26 protein-coding genes are annotated in these 24018 nt (G+C 63.4%); 16 read left to right on the top strand and 10 right to left on the bottom strand.

The window, feature by feature from the left end; translation table 11 throughout:
* Positions 1-102: 102 nt before the first annotated feature.
* Both H7692_RS04595 and H7692_RS04590 read left to right on the top strand, forming a co-directional pair.
* Entirely contained in the window at positions 103-1704 is a 1602-nt protein-coding gene (locus tag H7692_RS04595) for a lysine--tRNA ligase (RefSeq protein ID WP_222135804.1), read from the top strand.
* A gap of 111 nt (positions 1705-1815) precedes the next feature.
* Entirely contained in the window at positions 1816-2298 is a 483-nt protein-coding gene (locus tag H7692_RS04590) for an asparaginase domain-containing protein (RefSeq protein ID WP_201926233.1), read from the top strand.
* Positions 2299-2302: 4 nt separating this feature from the next.
* On the opposite strand, the gene H7692_RS04585 is transcribed toward H7692_RS04590, so the two are convergent.
* Positions 2303-3334 carry a fatty acid desaturase family protein gene (locus tag H7692_RS04585; RefSeq protein WP_222135805.1) on the bottom strand — a complete coding sequence of 344 codons (1032 nt, stop codon included), beginning with the start codon at positions 3332-3334 and terminating at the stop codon, positions 2303-2305.
* 228 nt (positions 3335-3562) lie between these two features.
* On the opposite strand from H7692_RS04585, the gene H7692_RS04580 reads away from it, so the two are divergent.
* A complete protein-coding gene (locus H7692_RS04580) occupies positions 3563-6124 on the top strand; it encodes an EAL domain-containing protein (RefSeq protein WP_222135806.1) in 2562 nt (853 codons plus the stop codon).
* Between the two features lie 105 nt (positions 6125-6229).
* On the opposite strand, the gene H7692_RS04575 is transcribed toward H7692_RS04580, so the two are convergent.
* The 3 genes from H7692_RS04575 to H7692_RS04565 all read right to left on the bottom strand — a co-directional run bounded on the left by H7692_RS04575 (position 6230) and on the right by H7692_RS04565 (position 8448).
* Positions 6230-6982 carry an RcnB family protein gene (locus H7692_RS04575; RefSeq protein WP_227339838.1) on the bottom strand — a complete coding sequence of 251 codons (753 nt, stop codon included), beginning with the start codon at positions 6980-6982 and terminating at the stop codon, positions 6230-6232.
* A 128-nt stretch (positions 6983-7110) separates the two neighbouring features.
* Positions 7111-7656 (bottom strand): (2Fe-2S)-binding protein, encoded by a 546-nt coding sequence (locus H7692_RS04570; protein WP_201926225.1) that lies wholly within the window; start codon positions 7654-7656, stop codon positions 7111-7113.
* A 27-nt stretch (positions 7657-7683) separates the two neighbouring features.
* Positions 7684-8448, bottom strand: coding sequence for a class II aldolase/adducin family protein (locus tag H7692_RS04565; protein ID WP_222135807.1), 765 nt, complete (start codon positions 8446-8448; stop codon positions 7684-7686).
* A gap of 261 nt (positions 8449-8709) precedes the next feature.
* Here H7692_RS04565 and rpsU point away from each other — a divergent pair, with 261 nt between their 5' ends.
* Positions 8710-8916, top strand: coding sequence for a 30S ribosomal protein S21 (rpsU, locus tag H7692_RS04560; RefSeq protein WP_003047635.1), 207 nt, complete (start codon positions 8710-8712; stop codon positions 8914-8916).
* A 146-nt stretch (positions 8917-9062) separates the two neighbouring features.
* The gene (locus H7692_RS04555) at positions 9063-9575 is read left to right on the top strand and encodes an FKBP-type peptidyl-prolyl cis-trans isomerase (protein WP_201926221.1); all 513 of its coding nucleotides are present in this window, start codon (positions 9063-9065) and stop codon (positions 9573-9575) included.
* Positions 9576-9607: 32 nt separating this feature from the next.
* Here H7692_RS04555 and H7692_RS04550 read toward each other — a convergent pair whose 3' ends face one another.
* From H7692_RS04550 to pyrE, 5 genes are read right to left on the bottom strand one after another with little or no spacing between them, the layout of a single operon-like run.
* The gene (locus H7692_RS04550) at positions 9608-10711 is read right to left on the bottom strand and encodes an AI-2E family transporter (protein WP_201926219.1); all 1104 of its coding nucleotides are present in this window, start codon (positions 10709-10711) and stop codon (positions 9608-9610) included.
* Positions 10712-10722: 11 nt separating this feature from the next.
* Positions 10723-11562, bottom strand: coding sequence for a signal peptidase I (gene lepB, locus H7692_RS04545; RefSeq protein WP_201926217.1), 840 nt, complete (start codon positions 11560-11562; stop codon positions 10723-10725).
* Between the two features lie 2 nt (positions 11563-11564).
* A complete protein-coding gene (gene acpS, locus H7692_RS04540; RefSeq protein WP_201926215.1) occupies positions 11565-11966 on the bottom strand; it encodes a holo-ACP synthase in 402 nt (133 codons plus the stop codon).
* A 58-nt stretch (positions 11967-12024) separates the two neighbouring features.
* Complete coding sequence (locus H7692_RS04535; RefSeq protein WP_222135808.1) at positions 12025-12771, bottom strand: pyridoxine 5'-phosphate synthase; 747 nt, start codon at positions 12769-12771, stop codon at positions 12025-12027.
* On the bottom strand, positions 12768-13355 hold the full coding sequence (gene pyrE / locus H7692_RS04530; RefSeq protein WP_201926211.1) for an orotate phosphoribosyltransferase: 588 nt from the start codon (positions 13353-13355) through the stop codon (positions 12768-12770). The genes H7692_RS04535 and pyrE overlap by 4 nt, the downstream gene beginning before the upstream one ends.
* Before the next feature lie 230 nt (positions 13356-13585).
* Here pyrE and coxB point away from each other — a divergent pair, with 230 nt between their 5' ends.
* The 11 genes from coxB to H7692_RS04475 all read left to right on the top strand — a co-directional run bounded on the left by coxB (position 13586) and on the right by H7692_RS04475 (position 22785).
* Positions 13586-14617, top strand: a complete 1032-nt coding sequence (gene coxB / locus H7692_RS04525; RefSeq protein WP_201926209.1) for a cytochrome c oxidase subunit II — start codon at positions 13586-13588, stop codon at positions 14615-14617.
* A gap of 16 nt (positions 14618-14633) precedes the next feature.
* Positions 14634-16298 carry a cytochrome c oxidase subunit I gene (ctaD, locus tag H7692_RS04520; protein ID WP_201926207.1) on the top strand — a complete coding sequence of 555 codons (1665 nt, stop codon included), beginning with the start codon at positions 14634-14636 and terminating at the stop codon, positions 16296-16298.
* Between the two features lie 64 nt (positions 16299-16362).
* On the top strand, positions 16363-17274 hold the full coding sequence (locus H7692_RS04515) for a heme o synthase (RefSeq protein ID WP_222135809.1): 912 nt from the start codon (positions 16363-16365) through the stop codon (positions 17272-17274).
* A complete protein-coding gene (locus H7692_RS04510) occupies positions 17271-17420 on the top strand; it encodes a hypothetical protein (protein WP_201926203.1) in 150 nt (49 codons plus the stop codon). Before H7692_RS04515 ends, H7692_RS04510 begins: the two co-directional genes overlap by 4 nt.
* A complete protein-coding gene (locus H7692_RS04505) occupies positions 17417-17977 on the top strand; it encodes a cytochrome c oxidase assembly protein (RefSeq protein ID WP_222135810.1) in 561 nt (186 codons plus the stop codon). The genes H7692_RS04510 and H7692_RS04505 overlap by 4 nt, the downstream gene beginning before the upstream one ends.
* Before the next feature lie 78 nt (positions 17978-18055).
* Positions 18056-18931, top strand: a complete 876-nt coding sequence (locus H7692_RS04500) for a cytochrome c oxidase subunit 3 (RefSeq protein ID WP_201926199.1) — start codon at positions 18056-18058, stop codon at positions 18929-18931.
* Positions 18932-18944: 13 nt separating this feature from the next.
* Positions 18945-19328, top strand: coding sequence for a DUF983 domain-containing protein (locus H7692_RS04495; RefSeq protein ID WP_201926198.1), 384 nt, complete (start codon positions 18945-18947; stop codon positions 19326-19328).
* Positions 19321-19962: an SURF1 family protein gene (locus tag H7692_RS04490; protein WP_227339837.1), complete on the top strand. Its 642-nt coding sequence runs from the start codon at positions 19321-19323 to the stop codon at positions 19960-19962. The genes H7692_RS04495 and H7692_RS04490 overlap by 8 nt, the downstream gene beginning before the upstream one ends.
* Positions 19963-19989: 27 nt before the next feature.
* Positions 19990-21387 carry a threonine synthase gene (gene thrC, locus H7692_RS04485; RefSeq protein WP_222135811.1) on the top strand — a complete coding sequence of 466 codons (1398 nt, stop codon included), beginning with the start codon at positions 19990-19992 and terminating at the stop codon, positions 21385-21387.
* Between the two features lie 4 nt (positions 21388-21391).
* Entirely contained in the window at positions 21392-22270 is an 879-nt protein-coding gene (locus H7692_RS04480) for a class I SAM-dependent methyltransferase (RefSeq protein ID WP_222136367.1), read from the top strand.
* 146 nt (positions 22271-22416) lie between these two features.
* Positions 22417-22785, top strand: a complete 369-nt coding sequence (locus tag H7692_RS04475) for a PRC-barrel domain-containing protein (protein ID WP_201926194.1) — start codon at positions 22417-22419, stop codon at positions 22783-22785.
* Between the two features lie 107 nt (positions 22786-22892).
* On the opposite strand, the gene H7692_RS04470 is transcribed toward H7692_RS04475, so the two are convergent.
* Positions 22893-24014, bottom strand: coding sequence for a sensor domain-containing diguanylate cyclase (locus H7692_RS04470; RefSeq protein ID WP_227339836.1), 1122 nt, complete (start codon positions 24012-24014; stop codon positions 22893-22895).
* Between the last annotated feature and the right edge of the window lie 4 nt (positions 24015-24018).

The following is a 24018-nucleotide window of genomic DNA, read 5'->3' as shown; positions in this document are numbered from 1 at the left end:
GTCAGGCGTCCGCTTTCCCCACCAGAAATTTGCATTCAGTGTGAAGTTGCGCAGTTTTCCGCGCTTCTTCCCATCGGCCTCGCTTGCGGCTATGGGCGCGCCATGACCGATATGCACCTCGACCCATCGCTGCGCGAAGCCGCACAATCGTCCAAGGCCTGGCCGTTCGAAGAGGCGCGCAAGCTGGTCAAACGCTATCCCGACGGAAAGCCGGGGGGTGAGGCGATGCTGTTCGAGACCGGCTATGGCCCCTCGGGCCTGCCGCATATCGGCACCTTCAACGAAGTGCTCCGCACGACGATGGTCCGCCGCGCCTATGAAACGCTGACCAGCGGCGCGCCGACGCGCCTCGTCGCGTTCAGCGACGATATGGACGGGCTGCGCAAGGTTCCCGACAATGTGCCGCAGCAGGAGATGCTGCGCGAATATCTGGGCAAGCCGCTCACCGCGATCCCCGATCCCTTCGGCAAATATGAAAGCTTCGCGCACCACAATAATGCGATGCTGCGCGAATTCCTCGACCGCTTCGGCTTTCAGTATGAATTTGTAAGTTCGACCGAGCGTTATGCGTCGGGCGCGTTCGACGCCGCGCTCGCCAATGTGCTGCGTCACAACCAGGACATTCTCGACATCATGCTGCCGACGCTGCGTGCCGAGCGCGCGGCGACCTATTCGCCGATCCTGCCGGTCAGCCCCAAATCGGGCGTGGTCCTGCAGGTGCCCGTTACCGTCGTCGACGCCGATGCGGGTCTCGTGTCGTTCGAGGATGAGGGCGAGACGATCACCCACTGCATCTTCGGCGGCGGTGCCAAGCTGCAGTGGAAGGTCGACTGGGCGATGCGCTGGGTCGCGCTCGGCGTCGATTACGAAATGTACGGCAAGGATCTGACCGACAGCGGCGTCCAGTCGGGCAAGATCGCCAAGGCGCTTGGCGGGCGCAAGCCTGAGGGGCTGATTTACGAGATGTTCCTCGACGAAAAGGGCGAGAAGATCTCGAAGTCGAAGGGCAATGGCCTCTCGATCGAGCAGTGGTTGAGCTATGGCAGCGAGGAAAGCCTTGCCTTTTACGCCTATCGCGAGCCCAAGGCCGCGAAGCAGCTTCACATCGGTGTGATCCCGAAGGCCGTTGACGAGTATTTTCAGATGCGCGGGCAATATCCGGCGCAGGCGCCCGACAAGAAGCTCGGCAATCCGGTGCATCATGTCCATGTCGCGCGCGGCGAGGGGGTGCCCGAAACGGTGCTTCCGGTGACCTTCGGCTTGCTCCTCAACCTTGTCGGGGTGATGGGGGCCGACGCGACCAAGGAACAGATCTGGCGCTACCTCGGCCAATATATCGACGGCGCTGATGCCGCGACCTATCCCGAGCTCGACGCGCTGATCGACAATGCGATGGCGTATAACCGCGACTTCGTCGCGCCGACGCTCGCGCGCCGCAAGCCCGCGGGCGGCGAGGCGGCGGCGCTGCGCGAACTCGACGACAAACTCGCCGCGCTGGGCAGCGACGCATCGGCCGACGACATCCAGAACATCGTGTACGAGATCGGCAAGAACGAAGCCTATGGCTTTGAAAATCTTCGTGACTGGTTCAAGGCGCTTTACGAAACTTTGCTCGGGTCGAGCGCTGGTCCGCGCATGGGCAGCTTCATCGCACTGTTCGGGATCGACAACACGCGGCGCCTGATCGCCGAGGCGTTGGCATGACATGGAACGTCATTGCGAGCGAAGCGAAGCAATCTCCCGCCATCGGCCGTGCGCTAGGCCGAGGTCTGGAGATTGCTTCGCTGCGCTCCTCGCAATGACCTGAGGGCACTTATGATCGAAATCTTCACCACCGGCGGCACGATCGACAAGGTCTATTTCGACGCGCTTTCCGAATATCAGGTCGGTCCGACGACGCTGCCCGACCTGTTGCGCGAGAATAATGTCCATGTCCCGCACCGCGTCACGCAGCTGATGCGCAAGGACAGCCTCGAACTCGACGACGCCGACCGCGAGGCGATCCGTGCGGCGGTGGCGGCGAGCGATGCCACGCAAGTCCTTGTCACCCACGGCACCGACACGATGGCGGTGACGGGGCGGGTGCTTCAGTCGGTCGCGGGCAAAACCATCGTGATGACGGGAGCGATGCAGCCCGCGTCGGTGCGCGCGAGCGACGCCGAATTCAACGTCGGCTTCGCGCTCGCGGCGGTGCAGACGTTGCCGCCCGGCGTCTATATCGCGATGAACGGGATGATCTTCGATCCCGCCAGGACGGTAAAGGACCGCGCTGGCGCGCGTTTCGTTGCCGAGAGCTGAGCCGTCAGCCGGCGGCGGTGACCTGCCGCAGCACGGCGGCATAGTTCGGCGCGATCGTCATTGCCCGATGCTTGTCGGCGCGCCCGAGCGCCTCGTGAACTTGCGGCAGGCGATAGCATGGAACGCCCATGAACAGGTGATGCTCGGCGTGATAATTCACCCAATATGGAGCAACCGTCGCCCGCGCCAGCCAACCGGCGCGCGTTGTACGGGCATGGGTGAAGGGATCGTCGCTCCCGGTCGTCGTGCAGGCATGTTCGGCGATATTGCGAATACGCAGGTATAGCTGGAACGTCGTCGCAAGCGCGGCGAGCCACAGAAGGAAGGGCGTCCATCCCCAGAGCAGCAACGACAGCGCGAGCAACACCGTCTGGACGAGGAGGAAGCGCCCGACCGCGCGCGTCACCGCCATCGCGCCGGCGACGTCGGCAGTCGGCGATGTGACGCCGTCGTCGGACTGTTTGTTGAACGGCGTTCCTGCCTTGGTGCTCGCGCGTCCCTTTTCTGCCGCCTCGCCGCGCAGCATCGGCTTCAGCCCGACGGCCGCAAAGGCGAATTGTGCCTTGCGCTGTTTGAAAAATGTCTGCCCGCTGAGGTCACGGAAAACCTTGCGCCACAGGCTGGCGCGCGTCGTCGGGAAGGGGGCCGATAGCGAGAGATCGGGGTCTTCGGGCTGCTGCGTGAACTTGTGATGCTGCAGGTGATAGGTGCGATAGGCGATCAGGTCCGATCCCACCGCCGCGCCCGTCAGCCACTGACCGAGAAAATTGTTGAGCTTGCGGTCGGGGTGCAGCGCCCCGTGCGCCGCATCGTGCATCAAGATCGCGAGGCCGAGCTGGCGCCCGCCGACAAATATGATCGCCGCAAGCCATGCAATCGGATGGTGCAGCCAGGTTGCCACACCGATCAACGCCGCCGTCACGATCCACGCGTGCGCCACGAGCCACACGCCGCGCCATGGCGAAGCGCGCGTCAGCGCTGCCCATTGCTGGCGGTCAAAGAAGCGGTCGGGCGGCAAAAGGCGAACGGCGGGCATGGCAGCAGCATATCAAGTTGCGAAGCGAAACCAAATCCTTTCGTTTTGGCACAGCATCGGACAAATCAGCGCCGCGCAGGTAAGGAATTGGCAACCCCTTTTTCGCCACTGCAGTCTTGGGGCACCGGAACGGCAGGGAAGCGAATTTTGGGGAGCAGAGGAGCGAATTTTCGGTCGGTCGTGACCGAGGCGCCTGACGGTGCGTCGTTGTTGCGCTCGCGTGAATTCATGGAACAGCTTCGGCGCGTCGCGCAGCTCTGGCACTATGTGCTCGTGGCGCGCGCGCTCGTCTTCCTAACGCTGGTCTTGGTCCCCGAAGGCGCCGATTTCCTTGCCCGGCCGTCGCTTTGGCTCATCATGGTTATCGGGCTGTGCTGCGACATCGTTTTGGCGATGACCGGCCAGTTGATGTGCGCGTCGCGACTGGCCAGCATGCGGCGGCGGCGAATCTTCGCAATATTTTGCCTCGCGCTTATCGCCTTCGGCACCTTTTGCAGTGCAGCGGCAATGCTTCCCGCCTTCGCGCTCGGCGCCAATCGTAACTTTTTCGACGCCTATTCGGCGGTGCGACTGGGGGCTATTCTCGTCGCCGCATCGGCGGCGGCCATTGTCCGACCGGTCTTCTTCGTTTTCGCAGGGGCGATGGCGTTCGGCGGCGCGGTCGGAATCGCGTCATTGCCATTTGCGCTTGCCGGGCTGGTCTTTCTGGGGCTGTTGATCGCGATGATGCGCGAGGACGTCCGGCATCAGCGCGAAGCGACGCGGGCGCGGCGCTTTGCCGTGAGCCAGCAGGAAAGGGCGCTCGGCCTTGTTCGCGATTTCGAACGGGCTGGCCGCGGCTGGTTCTGGGAAACCGACCGCAACGGACATCTCGTCTATATATCGCCGACGGTGGCCGCGAAGCTGGGCGTGCCGTTGGCCGAGCTGATCGGAAAGCCGTTCACTGCGATTATCCGCAGGCGTATCGGCAACGACGAAAGCGAGGAAAGGACGTTGGGCTTCAGCCTGTCGTCGCGAACGCCGTTTCATGAGTTGACAGTGCGCGCTGCGGTGCCTGGCGAGGAGCGCTGGTGGTCGATCTCGGGCAATCCCATTGCCAACGAACTCGGTAATTTTCAGGGGTTTCGCGGAAGCGGCACCGATCTGACCGAAAAGAAGCGCTCGGAGCGCGAGATCAACCAACTCGCGCGCTACGACACGCTGACCGGCCTCGCCAACCGCCTTCACATTTCCGATCTGCTCGATCGCGCGCTCGGGGGGCAGGGCGGCCGTCCGCAGCCGTGCGCGCTGCTGATGATGGACCTCGACCGCTTCAAGGCGGTGAACGATACGATGGGGCATCCGGTCGGCGACCAATTGCTTCAGCAGGTCGCGGCGCGGCTGACGCAGATTATCGGCGACAAGGGACAGGTGGGCCGGCTGGGCGGTGACGAATTCCAGATCGTGCTGCCGCAGATAACGCAAACCGCAAAATTGTCGGGCATCGCGAATGCGATCATCCTGAGCCTCGCCAAGCCGTTTGCAATCGAGGGGCAGCAGATTCGCATCGGCTCGTCGATCGGAATCGCCGTGGCCGACGGCGAAGCCATCACGGCATCGGCCCTCGTCCGCAACGCCGATCTTGCGCTTTATGCCGCCAAGGACGCAGGGCGCGGCGTGCATCGCTTCTACGCCGACGCGATGCATGACCAGGCGAGCGAGCGCAAGGCGATCGAGGATGCGCTTCGTGACGCGCTGGCGAATGACGAACTCCAGCTTCATTACCAGCCCATCGTCGACGTAGGCAGCGAACATATTTCGGGGTTCGAGGCGTTGATCCGCTGGCACCGCAAAAGCGGCGAGGTGGTCGATCCGGTCAAGTTCATTCCTATAGCGGAGGAATCGAACTTGATCGTCCCCATCGGAGATTGGATCATTCGCACCGCTTGTGCGTCGATCGCAAGGCTCGGTCCCGGTTATCGAATCGCCGTCAATGTGTCGCCGCGGCAGTTTGCGAACGAAAAGCTGCCGTCGGCCATTGTAAGCGCCGTGTCGGCCGCCGGCATTTCCCCCGACCAGTTGGAACTGGAAATTACCGAGGGCATCTTTCTTGACGAGAGCCCGGAAAATCTGGCGATGTTCCAGAAGCTGAAACGCACGGGTGTCCGGTTGGCGCTAGACGATTTCGGGACCGGATATTCGGCGCTCGGCTATCTGAAAAAGGCGCCTTTCGACAAGATCAAGATTGATCAGAGTTTCGTCCTTGGCGCCGCCGATCCCAGCAGCATGAACGCCGCGATCATCTCGTCAATCGTCGGTCTTGCGCGAGCATTGGGGATGGAAACGACGGCCGAAGGGGTCGAGACCCACGACGACCTCGCGCTGATCCGTGGACTCGGTTGCAGTCATGTCCAAGGCTATATCTATGGTAAGCCCGTCAGTATCGAAGCTGCGCTCGATATGCTTCGCGATAATTGCGGACAGATCGAGGCGCGCGGATTCAAAAGCGTTCGCGCACCGCGCGTCCGTACTTTCCGGACGATCAACGTCGAGAGCGGCGGCCATGATTATGAAGCGATCGTGCGTAACGTTTCGTCACGCGGCGCACTTGTCGAGGGACTCTGGAACGTGCCCGAAGGAACGTCGCTTCGCCTGCGGTTCGGCGAAGGGGCCACGATCGATGCGCAGGCGCGTTGGTCACAGGACAATCGTGTCGGTGTGCAATTTGCCGAAAGCGTCGATGTCGAGACGCTGATCGGCCAGTCGGGCCGCGAACGCCGTCTCCGCCCGCGCGTCCCACGCGCCGCCTGACATATAAGTGACCGGCTCTTAAGTGACCGGCTCTTGCAACGCGGTCAAAAAAATGGGCCGACTTTCGCCGGCCCTTCAGGAAGCCTCTGGTAACCGAAAGGACTATTACCAGAAGAAGTCATAGAGGACGTCGACGACCTCGCCCGAGTAGATGTCGACGAGCAGCGCATCGTCATAATAGCGGATCCAGCGGTAATTGCCGTAGGCGGGCGGAAGGCGATAATACCAGGGATCGTTGATCCAATAGCGCTGGCCGTAAAAGAGCGACCCCAAGGTGAAGCCGATGTGGAACCGCGTATAGCGATGGTTCCGATAGGGCGAATAATAGCGCGGGAGCCGGTAATAATGCCGGTGCGTCTGGCGGTGGTGGCGCCAGTTATAGCGCCGGTCGCTGCGCCAATCGCGGCTCCAGTGGTTGCCGCGTCGGCTGTCGCGATAACGACGGTCGATGCGGTTGTCGTTGTTGCGATCCCAGCGGCGATCGGTCCGGCCGTCGCGGTCGCGATCGTAAGCGCCGCCACGCTGGCGCTGCACTTCGACCTGGCGCACCTGGCGCTGCTCGGTGCCGCGCTGCGACTGGCGCGCCGCGCGGTCGCTCCGTTCGCTGCGGTCGCGGCGCGTCTCGCTGCGTTCGACGCGCTGCTGGCGAACTTGTTGCTGCGGGCGCTGGCGTTGTTCGCGGGCACGGCTTTCGCCGCCGCGGTTGCCGCGGCGAACTTCGGGGCCACGCGGACCGCGATCTCCGCGGTCGCCGCGCTGAGCGATCTCGATCGTGTTGGCCTGCGGGCGGGCGGCCGCGGGGGCTATGGGCGTCAGGATCGTCGCGGCGATCAACAGCCCTCCGAAACTCTTCTTCATCTGGCGTGTCTCCAATTCGTGTCCCGCATGCCGGACAGGCCAGCCGGGAAGATGAATCGAAATTTACCCGGGGCAAGATGAGTTGCCGCTGAACCGCAATGTTGCCTGAGGTTCAGCTAGATGAACAGTCAGCGCCTGGCCGGCGGTTTCAACGAAGGCACGGCGCGCGCCGCATCTTCGGGCCGGATGCCCGGCGGCGGGGCGGCGGCGAGCTTTTCCTCGCCGCGCAGCACGCGGCTCGCCAGCCGGATCGCGCCACGGATGCGCGGATAGGTACCGCAGCGGCAAATATTGGTCATCGCCGCGTCGATCTCCGCATCGCTCGGATTACTGCTCTTTCGCAGCAGGGCGGCGGCGGCCATGATCATCCCTGACTGGCAAAAGCCGCACTGCGGAACCTGCTCGGCGACCCACGCTTGCTGAACCGGGTGGCTGCGGTCGCGCGACAGCCCTTCGATCGTCGTGACGAAGCGCCCCTCGCACTCGGCGATGGTGACGATGCAGCTCCGGATCGCCTCGCCATCGATGTCTACCGTGCAGGCACCGCATTCTCCCGTGCCGCAGCCATATTTTGTGCCCGTCAGGTTCGACGCATCGCGCAACGCCCAAAGCAGCGGCGTTTCGGGGTCCATGCGATATTCGACCGGGCGGTCGTTGACCGAGAATTTCGTCATGGCGCCCTGTGTAGCGCGCCTTCCGGATTAGTCACGCCAGCTCGTGTCGATCTTGTCGACCTTGCGCACCATTGCGTCGAATTCGGCCTTGCCCGACTGGCCGGGGATCGCCGCCATGTAGAGGTCGCGCTGGTGAACCTTGATGACATCTTCGTCGACCAGGATCGGTTTCCCCATGCTCATCGTCGCAAGCTGGATCTCGCACGCGCGTTGGAGCGCCCAATATTTGATGAAGGCGTCGGTCAGCGACTTGCCCATCACGACGGGGCCGTGGTTGCGCAGCATCAATATGCGCTTGTCGCCAAGGTTCTTGACGAGCCGTTCGCCCTCTTCCTCGCGCACAGTCACGCCCTCGAAATCATGATAAGCGAGCTGGCCGATGAAATTGCAGGCATAAAAGTTCGTCGGCTGGAGTCCGCCTTCGAGCCCGCACACCGCCATCGTCGCGGTCGTGTGCGTGTGGATGATCGCATGCGCATCGGGAAGCACGCGGTGGAACAGGCTGTGCTGGACGAACCCCGCCTTGTTGACGTGCCAGGGGTTGTCCTCGTCGAGCTTGTTGCCGTCGATATCGATCTTGATCAGGCTCGACGCCGTTACCTCGCTGAAATGCATGCCATAGGGGTTGATCAGAAAGGCGCCGTCCTGATCGGGCACCTTGACCGTGATGTGGTTGAAGATCAGCTCGTCCCAGCCCATCATCGCGAAAATACGATAGCAGGCCGCGAGTTCCTGGCGCGCCGTCCATTCGGCCTCGCTATATTTGCTGTTGCGCTTGAGCTGGGTTGCCATGGCCTGATCCTCTGTCCTTATCGGTTTCGTCCTGCTACCTATGCCACAGTGGCAGGGGCGGGCACAATCCCGCCGGGGGGCGCAAATTGCGCCATATGGCGCTGGGGGCTTGCAATTCGGCGCGAATCCCTTTAGTGCGGCGTCATCGGAACGTCGCGCTTTCGCGGCGCTCTTTTTATTGCCCGAATATCGGCGATCTATGGCGAACCGGAACGAAGCCGGGGACATGGCTCGTTTGACGAACAGGAGACGACACGGCGTATGCAGATCATCGTTCGCGACAATAATGTCGACCAGGCCCTTCGCGCGCTCAAGAAGAAGCTGCAGCGTGAGGGTGTGTATCGCGAAATGAAGCTGCGTCGCCACTACGAAAAGCCCAGCGAAAAGCGTGCGCGCGAGCGCGCCGCCGCCGTCCGCCGCGCCCGCAAGATGGAGCGCAAGCGGATGGAACGCGACGGTATCAAGTAAGACCGTCCTTTCGGACTATCCTGTTTCGTGAAAGGGGCGCTGCGGCAACGCGGCGCCCTTTTTCATTTCGCGCTGGACCGCCGCGCGCCGCCCCGCCTATAGCGCTGCCCGACGAAGGCGCCCCAGGGGCAGGAAAGGACAAGATGATGAGCGTGACGACGGTTCCATTGCGCCCGGTAAGCAAGGGCGGGCTGTGGCTGCTGTGGATCGGACTGATCGCGCTGCTCGGCGTAGGCGCGGGGCTTGCCTGGTACCAGACGCGCGAACGCGGAACGGTGGTTGAGGTTATTTCGGCGGGCGAGGGCGAAAGCCCCTCCGACGGCGACGTGGTGCTCATCAAATATACCGGCCGACTTGCGAACGGGACGGTTTTTGACCAGCAGGAGCAGGCACCGATGCCGGTCGCGGGCGTCGTTCCCGGCTTTTCGAAGGCGCTGAAACAGATGCAGCGCGGCGGCAAGTACAAGATCGTGATCCCGCCCGAGGAAGGCTATGGCGCCGAGGCAGCGGGTCCGATTCCTCCGAACAGCACGCTCCATTTCGACGTCGAACTGCTCGACTTCCGCAGCGAAGCCGAAATTCGCGCGATGCAGCAGATGATGCAGCAGCAGATGCAGGGTGGCGATGGCGCCCCGCCGCAGGGTGCGCCCCAGCCCTGATTCGGAATAAATGCGGATAAGGCAGCGGCAGGCTAAGGAGAGCCGGCCGCCGCTTTACTTTTGCCCGGGCGCGCATTGCGTTCGGCCTCGCGCTCGAGAGCGACCTTGATCATGGCGACGATCGGATCGGCGAGCGCGAGGCCCAATATGCCGAGCAACGCGCCGAGCAATATCTGCGCGCCGAGCACGAGTGCTGGGGCGAGGTCGACCGTCTGCTTCGCGACCATGGGCACGATCAGATAGCCGTCGACCGTCTGGACGATGAAATAGATGGCGATCGCCCAAAGGCCCGTATCGGTCCCGGCGGAAAAACCGACGAGAACGAGGATGACGCCCGAAACAATCGCGCCGATATTGGGGATGAAGGCAAGGAGACCGGTGAGCAGGCCCATGAGCGCCGCCATCGGAATACCCACCGCCAGACAGGCGAGCCAGGTCCCGATACCTTCGACGACCATGCCAAGCAGCCTTCCTGCCATCAAGCGGCGGAGCGTGAAGCCCATATGGTCGATTGTGACATAGAAATTCTCGCGCGTTTTCATTGGCAGCATCCACGCGACGCCGCGCTCATAGAGCCGCGGATCGATCGCAATGAAGACGCCAAGCACCACGATCATCACCAGGCTTGTGATGCCGCCAATCACCGTTCCGACTGCGGCGGTAACGCGCCCCACCGTCCCGGCGAGATTCTCGGTAATCGTCTGCGTGTCGATCTGAAAGCTGCCGATGCCGTGATCGCTTGCCCACGCAGCCCCCCGTTCCACTTGCGTCATCAGGACAGTCTGCAACGTTGCGGCCTGGCTCGCGATCTGCGATCCCGCGAACATCATCGTCCAGACGAGGAAGGCGGCGAGCGAAAGGCACATGATCAGCAATCGCCAAGCGCGACCGATCGGCAATATGCGTCCGAGCAACCGGGTGCCGCCGTCGAGCATCGAGGCCACGACGATCGCCCCGAAGATGAGCAGGATCGGCTGGATCAGCACGATACACAGCCCGATCAGCAGGGCGACGCCGAGCCAGACGCTCGCCTTCAGCAATTCAGTGCGGACGAGGTGACTGCGAATCTCGGTCGGGCCGGGGGCTTCGACCTTGGTTGCGGAGCTTGCATCCGACCCTTTTACCGATCCGTCCATAGCGTCACTCCCTATTGCGCCTCGACATCATGCTCGGGCCGCAAATTCGTTCCGGCGCGCCCCGATCGCAAGGCGGCGAACCAGCTTAGCGGATTGTACCAGACGGCATCGCCATTCGTCGAAAAGCTGATGATTTCGGCGCGACCAGCGATTGCATCGAACGGCACCGCGCCGCCGAGCCCTTTCTGCGCCACCGAGACGCGGCTGTCGGCGCTTCCGTCGCGATTGTCGCCCATCAGGAAGAGATGATCGTCGGGAACGACATAGGGTCCGAAGTCATCGGTCTGCCGCGGCCCCATCTCGATGGTGTCGATGGTCGCTCCGCCCGGAAGCGTTTCGCGGACGATCGGAAGTTCGAGGATCGGGTTGCCCGCACCATCGCGCGTCACAATAGCATGAAGGCTGCTGTCAGGGCCGGGCGTGTTGCGGTCGACGGGGATCGACAGCATCGGCTGCACCTCGCGCTTCACAGGGCGCCCGTCAATGAACAGCACGCCCGCACGCATTTCGATAGTCTCGCCGGGAAGACCGATGACGCGCTTGATATAGTCGACCCGCGTTTCGGGATGCTCGAGCACGACGATGTCGCCGCGCGCGGGCAGATGGCCGAAAAGCCGCCCCTCCATCTTGGGGGCGAGATGGAAACTCACCGAAGCATAGGACCAGCCATAGGGATATTTGCTGACGATCAGCCGGTCGCCGTTGCGCAAAATCGGCATCATCGAATCCGACGGGATATAGAAGGGCTTGGCTACGCAGCTATGAATGCCGAGGACGAGCAGCAGGATGACGATAATATCGCGGACTAGCTTGCCCCAGCTCTCGTCCGCCTTCTTTGCTTTCTTGGCCACCGTCAGTCCCTGATCGCTTCGATGATGACAAAAGCCTGCGCCCAGGGATGGTCGTCGGTCAGCGTCAAGTGGATATGCGCGCTATGGCCAGCGGGGATCATCGCCGCGAGCCGTTCGGCGGCGCCGCCGGTCAGCGCCAGTGTCGGCGCGCCCGATGGGGCGTTGACGACGCCGATGTCCTTCATGAACACGCCGCGCTTGAAGCCGGTGCCGACAGCCTTGGAAAAAGCCTCCTTCGCGGCGAAGCGCTTGGCATAGGTGCCTGCGCGCGTGAACGGGCGGCGCGCGGCCTTCGCCCGTTCGACCTCCGTAAAGACGCGCTTCTCGAACCGCTCGCCGAAGCGGTCGAGCGAGTTCTGGATACGCTCGATATTGCAGAGGTCGGAGCCGAGGCCGATGATCACCGAGAATCCTCCCTGTCGCGCAGCGATGGGAAGGATTGGATTGCGACGATCGCCCTAATCATCCCCGTGCCTCGTCCATCAGATCGCGCATCCGGCGCACCGCATCCTCAAGACCCGTGAAGATCGCCTCGCCGATCAGATAATGGCCGATGTTGAGCTCGGCGAGCTGCGGTATCGCTGCTACGGGGACGACATTCTCATAGGTCAGGCCATGCCCCGCATGCGGCTCGATCCCGTTCTTCCATGCCAGCGCGGCGGCGTCGGCGATGCGGCGAAGTTCGGCGGCGCGCTCGTCGCCGTAGGCATGGGCATAGCGGCCCGTGTGAAATTCGACGACGGGCGCCTTCAGGCGCATCGCCGCCTCGATCTGGCGCGCATCGGGTTCGATGAACAGGCTGACGCGGATACCGACGTCGGACAGCCGGGCGACAATAGGCGCGAGGTGATTATGCTGTCCCGCCGCGTCGAGCCCGCCTTCGGTAGTACGCTCCTCGCGTTTTTCGGGAACGATGCACGCCGCGTGCGGGCCGTGGCGCAGCGCGATGTCGACCATCTCGTCGGTCGCCGCCATTTCGAGGTTGAGCGGCAGGTCAGTCGCCGCCTGGATGCGCGCAAGGTCGTCGTCGCGGATATGCCGCCGGTCCTCGCGCAGATGCGCGGTGATGCCGTCGCCGCCGACCGCCGCGACGATCTCCGCCGCGCGGACCGGATCGGGATGGTCGCCGCCACGCGCGTTACGGATCGTCGCGACATGATCGATGTTGACGCCAAGGCGCAGGCGCGACCGGGAAGGGGTGGCGCTCAAGCCGCGACGCTCCGGCTGCCGGGCTTGATCGCGGTCGTTCCGGCAAGCTCGGGCGGCAATTCGTCGTCGGCGTAGGTCGGAAAGTTGATCGCGACGAGCGGATAGAAGGGGACGCCGAGTTCGGCGGTCCCGCCCGAGCGATCGACCAGCGCCGCTTCGGCCAGAACTTCGCCACCTGCAGCGCGCACTGCCTCCATCGCCTCGCGCGACGACAGGCCGGTGGTCACGACATCCTCGACCATCAGCACCTTGGTGCCCGGTGCAATGGCGAAGCCGCGGCGCAGCTCGAACGTGCCTGTGGGGCGTTCGACGAACATTGCAGCTTTGCCGAGTGCGCGGCCCATTTCATGGCCGATGATGACGCCGCCCATTGCCGGCGAGATGACGACGTCGATCGCCTGCCGCAGATCGCGGGGCAGCTTCGCCGCGAGCGCCGAGGCAAGGCGGCCGGCGCGTTCGGTGTCCATCAACACGCGTGCGCATTGCAGATAATATTCGCTGTGGCGGCCCGAGGAGAGCAGGAAATGTCCCTGGAGCAGCGCTTCGGCGGCGCGGAATTCGGCCAGGATTTCGTCGTCGGTCATGGAAGAATAGGTCTTTTTGTTCGTGCGGCCCGTCCGTGACGAGCCCGCATTGGATGGAGCGGATTTGCGTGCCGTAAAATAGTGTTAGAGATGCTTGAGGCAAGCGGCAAGCGGGTCTATAGCGCCCGCGAGATTCAGCCCGTCTGCTGGCTGTCCGGACGTATGTCCGGGCGCGACGACGGCGGGTTCGATCGTCAGAATAACAACAGGCAACGGGCGGCACTATCCTTATGAAGAGCTTGAAAACCCTTGTAATTGCGGCGGCGCTGTCGCTTGGCGCCGTGGGCGCGGCACAGGCGCAGGCTCCTGTCGCGGCACCGGTTGAAGCACCGGTGGCGAATCCAGCTCCGGTCGCGGCGCCGACGGTCGTAACGGAGACTCCCGAAGCCGCTGCGCCGGCCGGCGATGCGACCTATGTTCCGCTCAAGCCCGAAGCGGGCGTCGGCCAGCCGGTCGATGCAGGGATTGATTTCCAGCCGCAGGTCAGCCCGATCGGCGAACAGGCGATCTGGTTTAACAACGTGATGCTGCTGCCGATCATCACTTTCATTTCGCTGCTCGTTCTCGGTTTGCTGCTGTGGGTAATCGTGCGCTACCGCGCCAAGGCCAACCCGGTGCCGTCGAAAACGACGCACAATACGCTGATCGAGATCATCTGGACAGGCGTCCCCGTTCTGATCCTCGCGGCGATCGCCGTGCCGTCGATCAAGCTGCTCGCCGCGCAATATGAGCCACCGTCGAAGGAGGCGCTGACGATCAAGGTCACCGGATACCAGTGGTATTGGGGCTATGCCTATCCCGACCAGGGTATCGGCGAATATGTGTCGAAGATGCTACCCGAAGATCAGGCCAAGGCCAATGGCGAGCCTTATCAGCTTGCCGTCGACAACCGTATGGTCGTTCCCGTCGGCCGTCAGGTGAAGCTGATCGTTACTGGCGCCGACGTGATCCACAGCTTTGCCGTCCCGGCCTTCTGGACCAAGATGGACGCCGTGCCGGGCCGCGCCAACGAGACGACGTTCACCGCGAACAAGGTCGGCGTTTATTACGGCCAGTGCTCGGAACTTTGCGGCGTCGATCATGGCTATATGCCGATCGCCGTCGAAGTCCTTCCGGTCGACAAGTGGGAAGCCTGGGTCCGCTCGAAGGGTGGCAACCCGTCGGGCGAAGTCGCGGCGACTGCCGCCACGCCCGCGGCCGCACCGGCGACCGAAGCAGCCCCGGAAGCCGCGCCCGCCGCCGCTCCGGCCGCAACGATTTAATCAAGGGGTCCGATAGATGACCGATATTGCAGCGACTGCACCTGCGCACGGCCACGATCATGCGCATGACGACCATGACACGCCGGGCTTTTTCGTCCGCTGGTTCATGTCGACGAACCACAAGGACATCGGCACGCTCTACCTGATTTTCGCGATCATCGCGGGGATCGTGGGCGGCGTCCTGTCGGGCATGATGCGCCTCGAGCTTGCCGAGCCCGGCATTCAGTATCTGACCGGCTGGGCACAGATGTTCGACCCCGCTGCGGGCGATGTGCAGGGCAAGCATTTCTGGAACGTCATGATCACCGCGCACGGCCTGATCATGGTCTTCTTCATGGTCATGCCCGCAATGATCGGCGGCTTCGGCAACTGGTTCGTGCCGCTGATGATCGGCGCGCCCGACATGGCCTTTCCGCGCATGAACAACATCAGCTTCTGGCTGACTGCGGTCGCATTCATCATGCTCGTCGGTTCGATGTTCGTTCCCGGCGGCAGCGGCCTTGGCGCCGGCACCGGCTGGACCGTCTATGCGCCGCTGTCGACCAGCGGGTCGGCGGGCCCGGCGGTCGACATGGCGATCTTCTCGCTTCACCTTGCGGGTGCGGCGTCGATCCTTGGTGCGATCAACTTCATTACCACCATTTTCAACATGCGCGCGCCGGGCATGACGCTGCACAAGATGCCGCTGTTCGTGTGGTCGGTGCTCGTCACCGCCTTCCTGCTGCTGCTCGCGCTTCCGGTGCTCGCCGCGGCGATCACCATGCTGCTCACCGACCGCAACTTCGGCACGACCTTCTATGATGCGACGGGCGGCGGCGATCCGGTGCTTTACCAGCATCTCTTCTGGTTCTTCGGCCACCCCGAAGTCTATATCATGATCCTGCCGGGCTTCGGCATCGTCAGCCAGGTCATTTCGACCTTCAGCCGCAAGCCGGTGTTCGGCTATCTCGGTATGGCCTATGCCATGGTCGCGATCGGCGTTGTCGGTTTCATCGTGTGGGCGCACCACATGTTCACGGTCGGCATGAGCGTGAACCTGAAGATGTATTTCACCGCCGCGACGATGGTCATCGCGGTCCCGACGGGCATCAAGATCTTCAGCTGGATTGCGACGATGTGGGGCGGCTCGCTGACATTCAAGACTCCGATGGTCTGGTCGCTGGGCTTTATTTTCATGTTCACCGTCGGCGGCGTGACCGGCGTCGTGCTCGCCAATGGTGGCGTCGATACCAACCTGCACGACACCTATTATGTCGTCGCCCACTTCCACTATGTGCTGTCGCTGGGCGCGGTCTTCTCGCTCTTCGCGGGCTTCTATTACTGGTTCCCGAAGATGTCGGGCCGGATGTACAACGAATTCCTGGGGCAGCTCCATTTCTGGATCTTCTTCATCGGCGTGAACATCCTGTTCTTCCCGCAGCATTTCCTTGGCCAGCAGGGGATGCCGCGTCGTTACCCCGACTATCCCGATGCCTATGCCTTCTGGCACCTCATTTCCTCCTATGGCTATGTCATCATGGGCGTGGGCGTGCTGATCTTCTTCGCGAACATCCTCTGGTCGCTGGTCGCGGGGAAGAAGGCGGCAGACAATCCGTGGGGCGAAGGCGCGACGACGCTCGAATGGACGCTGTCGAGCCCGCCGCCGTTCCACCAGTTCAACGAACTGCCGCGTATCGCCTGAGATCCGGTTTGCTCCCTGCTGATATTCGGCAGGGAGCCTTTCCGGCTTCCGGCCTGGAGTTAGCATGGCGCAGAGCCTGACCCACGGCGAGATGACGCTTCCGGCGGACTGGCGCGACCTGTTCGCGCTGACCAAACCGCGCGTCATGTCGCTCGTCGTGTTCACGGCGCTGTGCGGCTTGCTCGCCGCGCCGGTCAGCGTATCGCCGGTTCTCGGTTTCGCTTCGATCCTCGCGATTGCGCTGGGGGCAGGGGCGTCGGGTGCGCTCAACCAATGGTATGAGGCCGGACTCGACGCGAAGATGAAGCGCACGGCGAACCGTCCGCTGCCCGCCGGCCGCCTTGACCCGCAGACCGCGCTGCAGTTCGGCGTCGGGCTTGCCGCCTTTTCGCTGTTCCTGATGCTTTTCGCGTCGAACTGGCAGGCGACGCTGCTGCTCGCGGCGTCGATACTCTTTTACGTTTTCGTTTATACGATGTGGCTCAAGCCGCGGACGCCGCAGAATATCGTCATCGGCGGGGCGGCGGGCGCCTTTCCGCCGCTGATCGGCTGGGTCGCCGCGACGGGAAGCGTGGCGCCGCTCCCGGTGCTGCTCTTCCTGCTCATCTTTCTCTGGACGCCGCCCCATTTCTGGGCGCTCGCGCTGTTCGTGCGCTCCGACTATGCGGCCGCGGGCATCCCGATGATGCCCGTGGTCGCGGGCGAGCGCGCGACGCGGCGGCAGGTTCTGCTCTATGCAATCATCATGGCGGGGGCGGCAATCGCGCCTTGGCCGCTCGGTTATACGGGCGCACTCTATGGCTGGACCGCGGCCATCCTGTCGGCGCTGTTCGTCTTGCTGTCCCTGCGTGTCGGTACGCGCCAAAGTGCAGAGGGCGATTTGATGCTCCCCGAAAAGCGCCTTTTCGCTTTCTCGATCGCCTATCTCTTTATCCTGTTCGGCGCGGTCGTCGCCGACCGTTGGGTGCTTGCATGACCGAAGAACCGACCAAGCCGCCGTTCGACGAGGCCGAATATCGCCGCCGCCAGCGCAGCCGCGCCAATCTGATGGCTTGGCTGCTCGGTGCGCTCGCGATACTCTTTTTCCTCATCACCATTGCCAAGATGCAGATTTTCCAATGATCAACCGCCTGTCGCCCAATACGAAAACGGCAAGCCTCGCGGCGTTGCTCGCTGCGTCGATGGTGGGTCTCGGCTTTGCGGCGGTCCCGCTTTACGATCTGTTCTGCCGCGTGACGGGGTTCGGGGGAACGACGCAGCGATACGATCCGGTCGCCGCCGCCGCCGCACCGCAGGTGCTTTCGACGACGATATCGGTGCGTTTCGATTCCAACGTGTCGCCGGGGTTGCCGTGGAAATTCTATCCCGAACATCCGCGCGACACGGTCGCGATTGGCGCGCGCGACATGGCGATCTTTATCGCCGAAAATCAGTCGGCCCGCCCGGTGGTCGGGACGGCGAGCTTCAACGTCACGCCGACGCAGGCGGGCAAATATTTCACCAAGATCCAATGCTTCTGTTTCACCGAACAACGGCTGGAGCCGGGGCAGCAGATGCGCATGCCGGTGCTCTTTTTCGTCGATCCCAAGATATTGGACGACCCCGATGCGCGCGACGTGCAGGAAATCACCCTCAGCTACACCTTCCACCCTGTAGACGAGGGCAAAAAGGCCAGCTAAGGCCGCGATCAACGAGTCAAACCGGGCTGGCGGATGATGGGCAATCATCGGGCCGGGGCAATAAACGGGAACTGTGACATGGCCGGTGCCAAACATCATGACTATCACCTCGTAAACCCGAGCGTCTGGCCGCTGATCGGCTCGTTCGCCGCGCTTATCCTGTTCTTTGGGCTCGTGATGACGATGCACGCCGACTATTTCGGCAGCGCGGGCAAATGGGTGCTTGGCCTTGGCTTCATGGGCGTCATCGCCACCTTTTTCAGCTGGTGGGGCGACGTCATCAACGAAGCGCACGCGGGCGACCACACGCCGGTGGTGCAGCTCCACCTGCGCTACGGCATGATCCTGTTCATCGCGTCGGAAGTCATGTTCTTCGTCGGCTGGTTCTGGGCGTGGTTCGATTTCTCGCTCTTCCCCGTGCCGATCGAATATGCCGACGGCGCAGTCACCTCGCTGTTCGGGCAGGAAGGCGCGGACGCAATTGCGCAATGGCCGCCCAAGGGGATTGAGGTCATCGACGCGTTCTCGCTGCCGCTCCTCAATACGCTGATCCTGCTTTGCTCGGGCACGACGATCACCTGGGCACACCATGCGCTGATCCACGGCGATCGCGAGGGGCTGAAGAAGGGTTTGTGGGCGACGATCATTCTCGGCGTGCTCTTTTCGTCGATCCAGGCCTATGAATATGCAGAGGCGCCGTGGGCGTTCGGCCAGAGCAACTATAGCTCGGCTTTCTTCATGGCGACCGGCTTCCACGGTTTCCACGTCCTGGTCGGGACGATCTTCCTGATCGTCTGCCTCGTGCGCGCCTATAAGGGTCACTTCACGCCCAAGCAGCATTTCGGTTTCGAAGCCGCTGCCTGGTACTGGCACTTCGTCGACGTCGTGTGGCTGTTCCTCTTCATCATCGTCTATGTGTGGGGCGGTTGGGGCGCTCCGGTCGCCGCGCACTAAATTGGGCGGCGACATGCCAAACACGAAAGGGCAGCCGCCGATCGGGCGCGCTGCCCTTTTCGGTCTCTGCCCCGAATGCGGGGCGCAGACTTTGTTCGATGGACCGGTCAAATTCGCAGCCCGCTGCCGGGTCTGCACCCTCGATTTCGAAAGCTATAATGTCGGCGACGGTCCGGCGGCCTTTCTGACGATGATCATCGGCGCCTTGCTGATCGTCCTCGCGCTCGCTCTCGATTTCGCCGTCGCACCGCCGCTCTGGGTTCATATCCTGCTCTGGGTGCCGCTCACCGCAGCCGCGGTCGTATATGGGCTGCGCGTTGCCAAGGCGGCGCTGCTGGCGTCCGAACATCAACGGAACGCCGCCGAAGGGCGGCTTGCAGAGGATGGCGATGACTGAACCTGCAATCCCGATGCGCCGCTGGCCGCTTATCCCGACGCTGCTCGTCCTTGCTGCGGTGGCGGTAATGATCGCCCTCGGCGTGTGGCAGCTCCAGCGCAAAGGCGAAAAAGAAGCGCTGCTGGCGCTTTATGAACGCAACCGCGCAATGTCGTCGCTCGCCACCTATCCTGAGCTGCCACCGGTCCCCGATGAACTGCTGTTCCGCAAGAGCAGCGTCGTCTGCCTCGACCCCGTGCGCTGGGATCCGCGGAGCGGCACCGATGTAAAAGGGCGGAGCGGTTTCAGGATGATCGCCGATTGCCGCACTGGCGCCGAAGGACCTGGGGTTCTTGTCGATGTGGGAATTTCCGATGATTTCACACCGCCCGCGTGGACCGGCGGGATCGTGCAGGGGACCGTCGTTCCCGGCCCCGAGCAGCCGACGCTGGTCGAACGGCTGACGGGGAGGGCGGTTGCCGCACGGCCGATGCTGGTCGCCGATCAGCCCGTCGCGGGATTGCGGCAGAGCGCGATACCGTCGGGCGCCGATGTGCCGAACAATCATCTCGCCTATGCGGTGCAATGGTTCCTGTTCGCGCTCGCGGCGCTGACAATCTATATTTTCGCGGTGCGCCGCCGCTTGCGGCAATGAGCATGCGCCGCTAGGCGCTTTGGCGCCATGGATTATATCAGCACACGCGGCGCCGCGCCGACTCTCGACTTTCGTTCCGCCACGCTCGCAGGCCTCGCCAACGACGGTGGGCTATATGTCCCGGCGCGTTGGCCGCATATGTCGCTCGACGAAATTCGTGCGCTCGCGGGTCTCGATTATGTCGAGACGGCGGTGCGCGTGATGACACCTTTCGTCGCCGGTGCGCTGTGCGAAGATGAACTGCGCGAGCTTTGCCGCGCCGCTTATGGCCGCTTCAGCCACGACGCCGTGACGCCGCTCGTCCAGCTCGATCATCGCCACTGGCTGCTCGAGCTTTTTCACGGTCCGACGCTCGCGTTCAAGGACGTCGCGCTCCAACTGCTCGGCCAATTGTTCGAAAAATTCCTGAGCGGCGGCGGCACCGACCTGACGATCGTCGGCGCGACCTCGGGCGACACCGGCTCGGCGGCGATCGAGGCGGTTGCGGGACGCGAGCATATCCGCATCTTCATGCTTCATCCCGAAGGCCGCGTCAGCGATGTACAGCGCCGCCAGATGACGACGGTGCTCGCGCCGAACGTCCATAATATCGCGATCGACGGCAGCTTCGATGACGCGCAAGCGATGGTGAAGCGGCTGTTCGGCGATGCCGAGGCGCGCAACGCGCTGACGCTGTCGGCGGTGAACAGCATCAACTGGGCGCGGCTGATGGCGCAGGTCGTCTATTATTTCTACGCTGCGGTCCGCCTCGGTGGCCCCGACCGTCCGGTGGCGTTCAGCGTGCCGACGGGCAATTTCGGCGATGTCTTTGCGGGCTATGTCGCGGCGCAGATGGGGCTTCCGGTCGCGCGGCTCGTCGTCGCGACCAACGTCAACGACATCCTCCACCGCGCACTGGCGAGCGGCGATTATAGCGCGGGCAGCGTCACGGCGACGGCGACGCCGAGCATGGATATTCAGGTCAGCAGCAATTTCGAACGGCTGCTTTTCGACCTCGCGGGCCGCGACGGCGGCGCGATCACGGCGATGATGCGAGAGTTCGATACGAACCGCGCGATGACCATTCCCGCCGACATGCGCGCCGGCGCCGCCGGCCTGTTTACAAGCGCGCGCATCGACGGCGACACGATGGCGATGACGCTGCGCTGGGCGAAGGAAAATGGCGGGCAGGTGATCGATCCGCACAGCGCGGTGGGTCTCGCCGCTGCGCGCGAGCTCGAAATCGAGGACGATGTGCCCATCGTTACGCTCGCGACGGCGCATCCGGCGAAATTTCCCGACGCGGTAGAGCGGGCAACCGGCGTGCGCCCCCCGCTGCCCGCGCGGCTCGGCAATCTGTTCGACCGCGAGGAGCGGTACGAGCGGCTCACGGGCGATTACGACGCCGTCAAGGCGCATATCCTCGCGGAAGTCGCGCGTGGCTGACGGCCTGACCCTCACGACCCTGGTCGGCGAGGGCTGGGACGACTATGGACTCGTCGACAGCGGCGGCGGGCGCAAGCTCGAACGCTATGGTCCCTATCGCTTCATCCGACCCGAGCCGCAGGCGATGTGGGAAGCGGCGTTGCCTGCCGCCGAATGGGAAGAGGCCGACGGCGAGTTCATACCGGCCTCGGACGAGGATGGCGGCGGGCGCTGGTATTTCAATAAGCCGGTGCCCACCGAAGGCTGGCCGCTCGGCTGGCGCGAGGCGCGTTTCACGGCAAGCTGCACGCCCTTTCGCCATCTTGGCTTCTTTCCCGACATGGCGCCGGTGTGGGACTGGCTCCGCGCGCAAATTGCGGACAAGCCCGATCCCGCCTTCCTCAACCTCTTCGGCTACACCGGCGTCGGCAGCCAGGCGCTCGCCGCGACGGGCGCGTCGGTGACGCATGTCGATGCCTCCAAGAAATCGGTCGCGCAGGCGCGCGACAATGCCGCCCTGGCGGGCATGACCGAGCGGCCGATCCGCTGGATCGTCGACGATGCGGGCAAGTTCACCGCGCGCGAGGTGCGGCGCGGGCGACGCTATGATGCGATCCTGCTCGACCCGCCCAAATTCGGCCGCGGTCCCAATGGCGAACGCTGGCAGCTCGAGGAAGGTCTTGCGTCGCTCCTCGCCGACTGCCGCCGCCTGCTCGACGCCGACAGCCATGCGCTGTTCCTCACTGTTTATGCTGTGCGCATGTCGGCGCTGGCGATCGGCGAGCTGCTGTCGCAGCTCTTCGCCGACCTTCCGGGAAAGGTCGAATGCGGCGAGCTGGCGGTGCGCGAAGAGGCGCGCGGCCTCCTTCTTCCGACTGCGATCTTCGCGCGCTGGAGCCGCTGACACGTCCTATGGCCACCGGCGGCCCTGCGGCTGCGACGAACCGAAGCAACTTCGTGACCGCCGCTTGGTTGGTTGGGTAAGGGGGCGGCGCGGGCAGCCCTTCTGGCTGAATCGTATGACCGCCTCCGTTGCGAAAGGAGACTCTCATGGCCGATACACTCGACCGCGAAACCCATCGCCTCATTTCTTCGGACAAGGTCGAAGGCACCACCGTCTATAACCCCGAAGGCGAAAAGCTCGGCTCGATCGCCAATGTCATGATCGACAAGCGCTCGGGCAAAAGCGAATATGCCGTCATGGAATTCGGCGGGCTGTTCGGGCTCGGCAGCGATCAATATCCGCTCCCGTGGGACATGCTGACCTATGACACCGACGTGGGCGGCTATGTCGTCAACCTCTCCAAGGAACAGCTCGACGGTGCGCCGCGCTATCCGCGCGAACAGATGCCGGCCTATGACGATGCCTATGGACGCAGCGTCTATAGTCATTACGGGCTGACCTATCCGGTCTATTGACGATTGCAGCAGCCCGGCTTCATTAATGAACGCTGGGCTATCTGAAATGGAACGGGCGACCGTCTGGTTCCGGTCGCCCGTTCGGCTGCCCCCCAGCAGATAGGCGTTCAGTGGGCGAGTTCGATGCGATTGCGCCCCAATTCTTTTGCACGATATAATGCTTCGTCGGCAGCTTTCAGCGCGCCGCGCGCTTCGTCATAGCCGAACACATCGGCGACCCCGCCCGAGAAGGTGATCTGGCCGAACGGCTGATCGGTTTTCCGGTTGATGAGGCGGCGATTGGCAAGGCCCTCGCGCGCTTCGTCGAGGCGCTTTGCGGCGTCGCTTGGTGTCAGCCCACGGAACAGCATCACGAATTCCTCGCCGCCGTGGCGTGCGACATGGCAGTGATCGTCGGAAATATGGGCGAGCGTGTCGGCGATCAGCTTGATAACGCGGTCGCCCGCCGCGTGCCCGTGCGTGTCGTTGACGCGTTTGAATTCATCGATGTCGCAAAAGGCGACGCTCAAAGGCTCGCAGGCGGCGCGCGCCTCCGTATAGTGGCGTTCGAGCAGGATTTCGAAGGCGCGGCGGTTTGGCAGCCCCGTCAGATGGTCGATTTCGGCATCGCGCTTGGCGCGGGCAAGACTGCGCCGCAGCGCCTTCGCCTCGTCCTCGCTGCGGCGCATGTCCTTCTCGGCCTGCCGCGTGCGTTCGAGCATGGCTCTGGCAAGGCTGGCAAGGTGGGTGACGAGTTCGCCGGTCTTTTGCACCTGTTCGAGGTCGTCGACATGCTGTTCCAGCTCGGTTCCATAGTCGCGCGTAACGTTGCGCGCCGCCTTGGTGCTCGACTGGAACGTGTCGAGATTGCTTTCGAGCCGCGCGACAACTCGCTCGAGCTCGGCCTGATCCGGGCGTTCGGGATCCTGCTCGGCGATCGTGTCGAGCCACGCCTGCGTAATCCCCTCCGCCGATTGCGCCTGCATGGCGATTTTCCGCGCAAGCGCTGGGTTCAGACCCGAGAAGGCGCCGTGCGCGAGCGCCAGATTGGCACGCGAAACTTCCAGATCATGGTCGATCAGAAACGACATGATGGCGCCCGCAAGCTGGCGGCGTGCGTTGCGCGTCATCTCGCGGCTATCGGGCGGCGCTTCGCCTGCTGCGGAGCCGCCGTTCTGCGATCGGCTTAGCCCCAGCCAGCCCAGGAGCCGCCCTACCGGCTCATGCGACGAAGTTGCTTTGGTGGTCATGCGG

Origin of the sequence: Sphingopyxis sp. P8, from assembly GCF_020622175.1 — a bacterium.
Classification (GTDB): Bacteria; Pseudomonadota; Alphaproteobacteria; order Sphingomonadales; family Sphingomonadaceae; genus Sphingopyxis; species Sphingopyxis jiangsuensis.
Note: the sequence above shows the minus strand (reverse complement) of the source record. Positions and strands in the feature narration are given on the sequence as shown.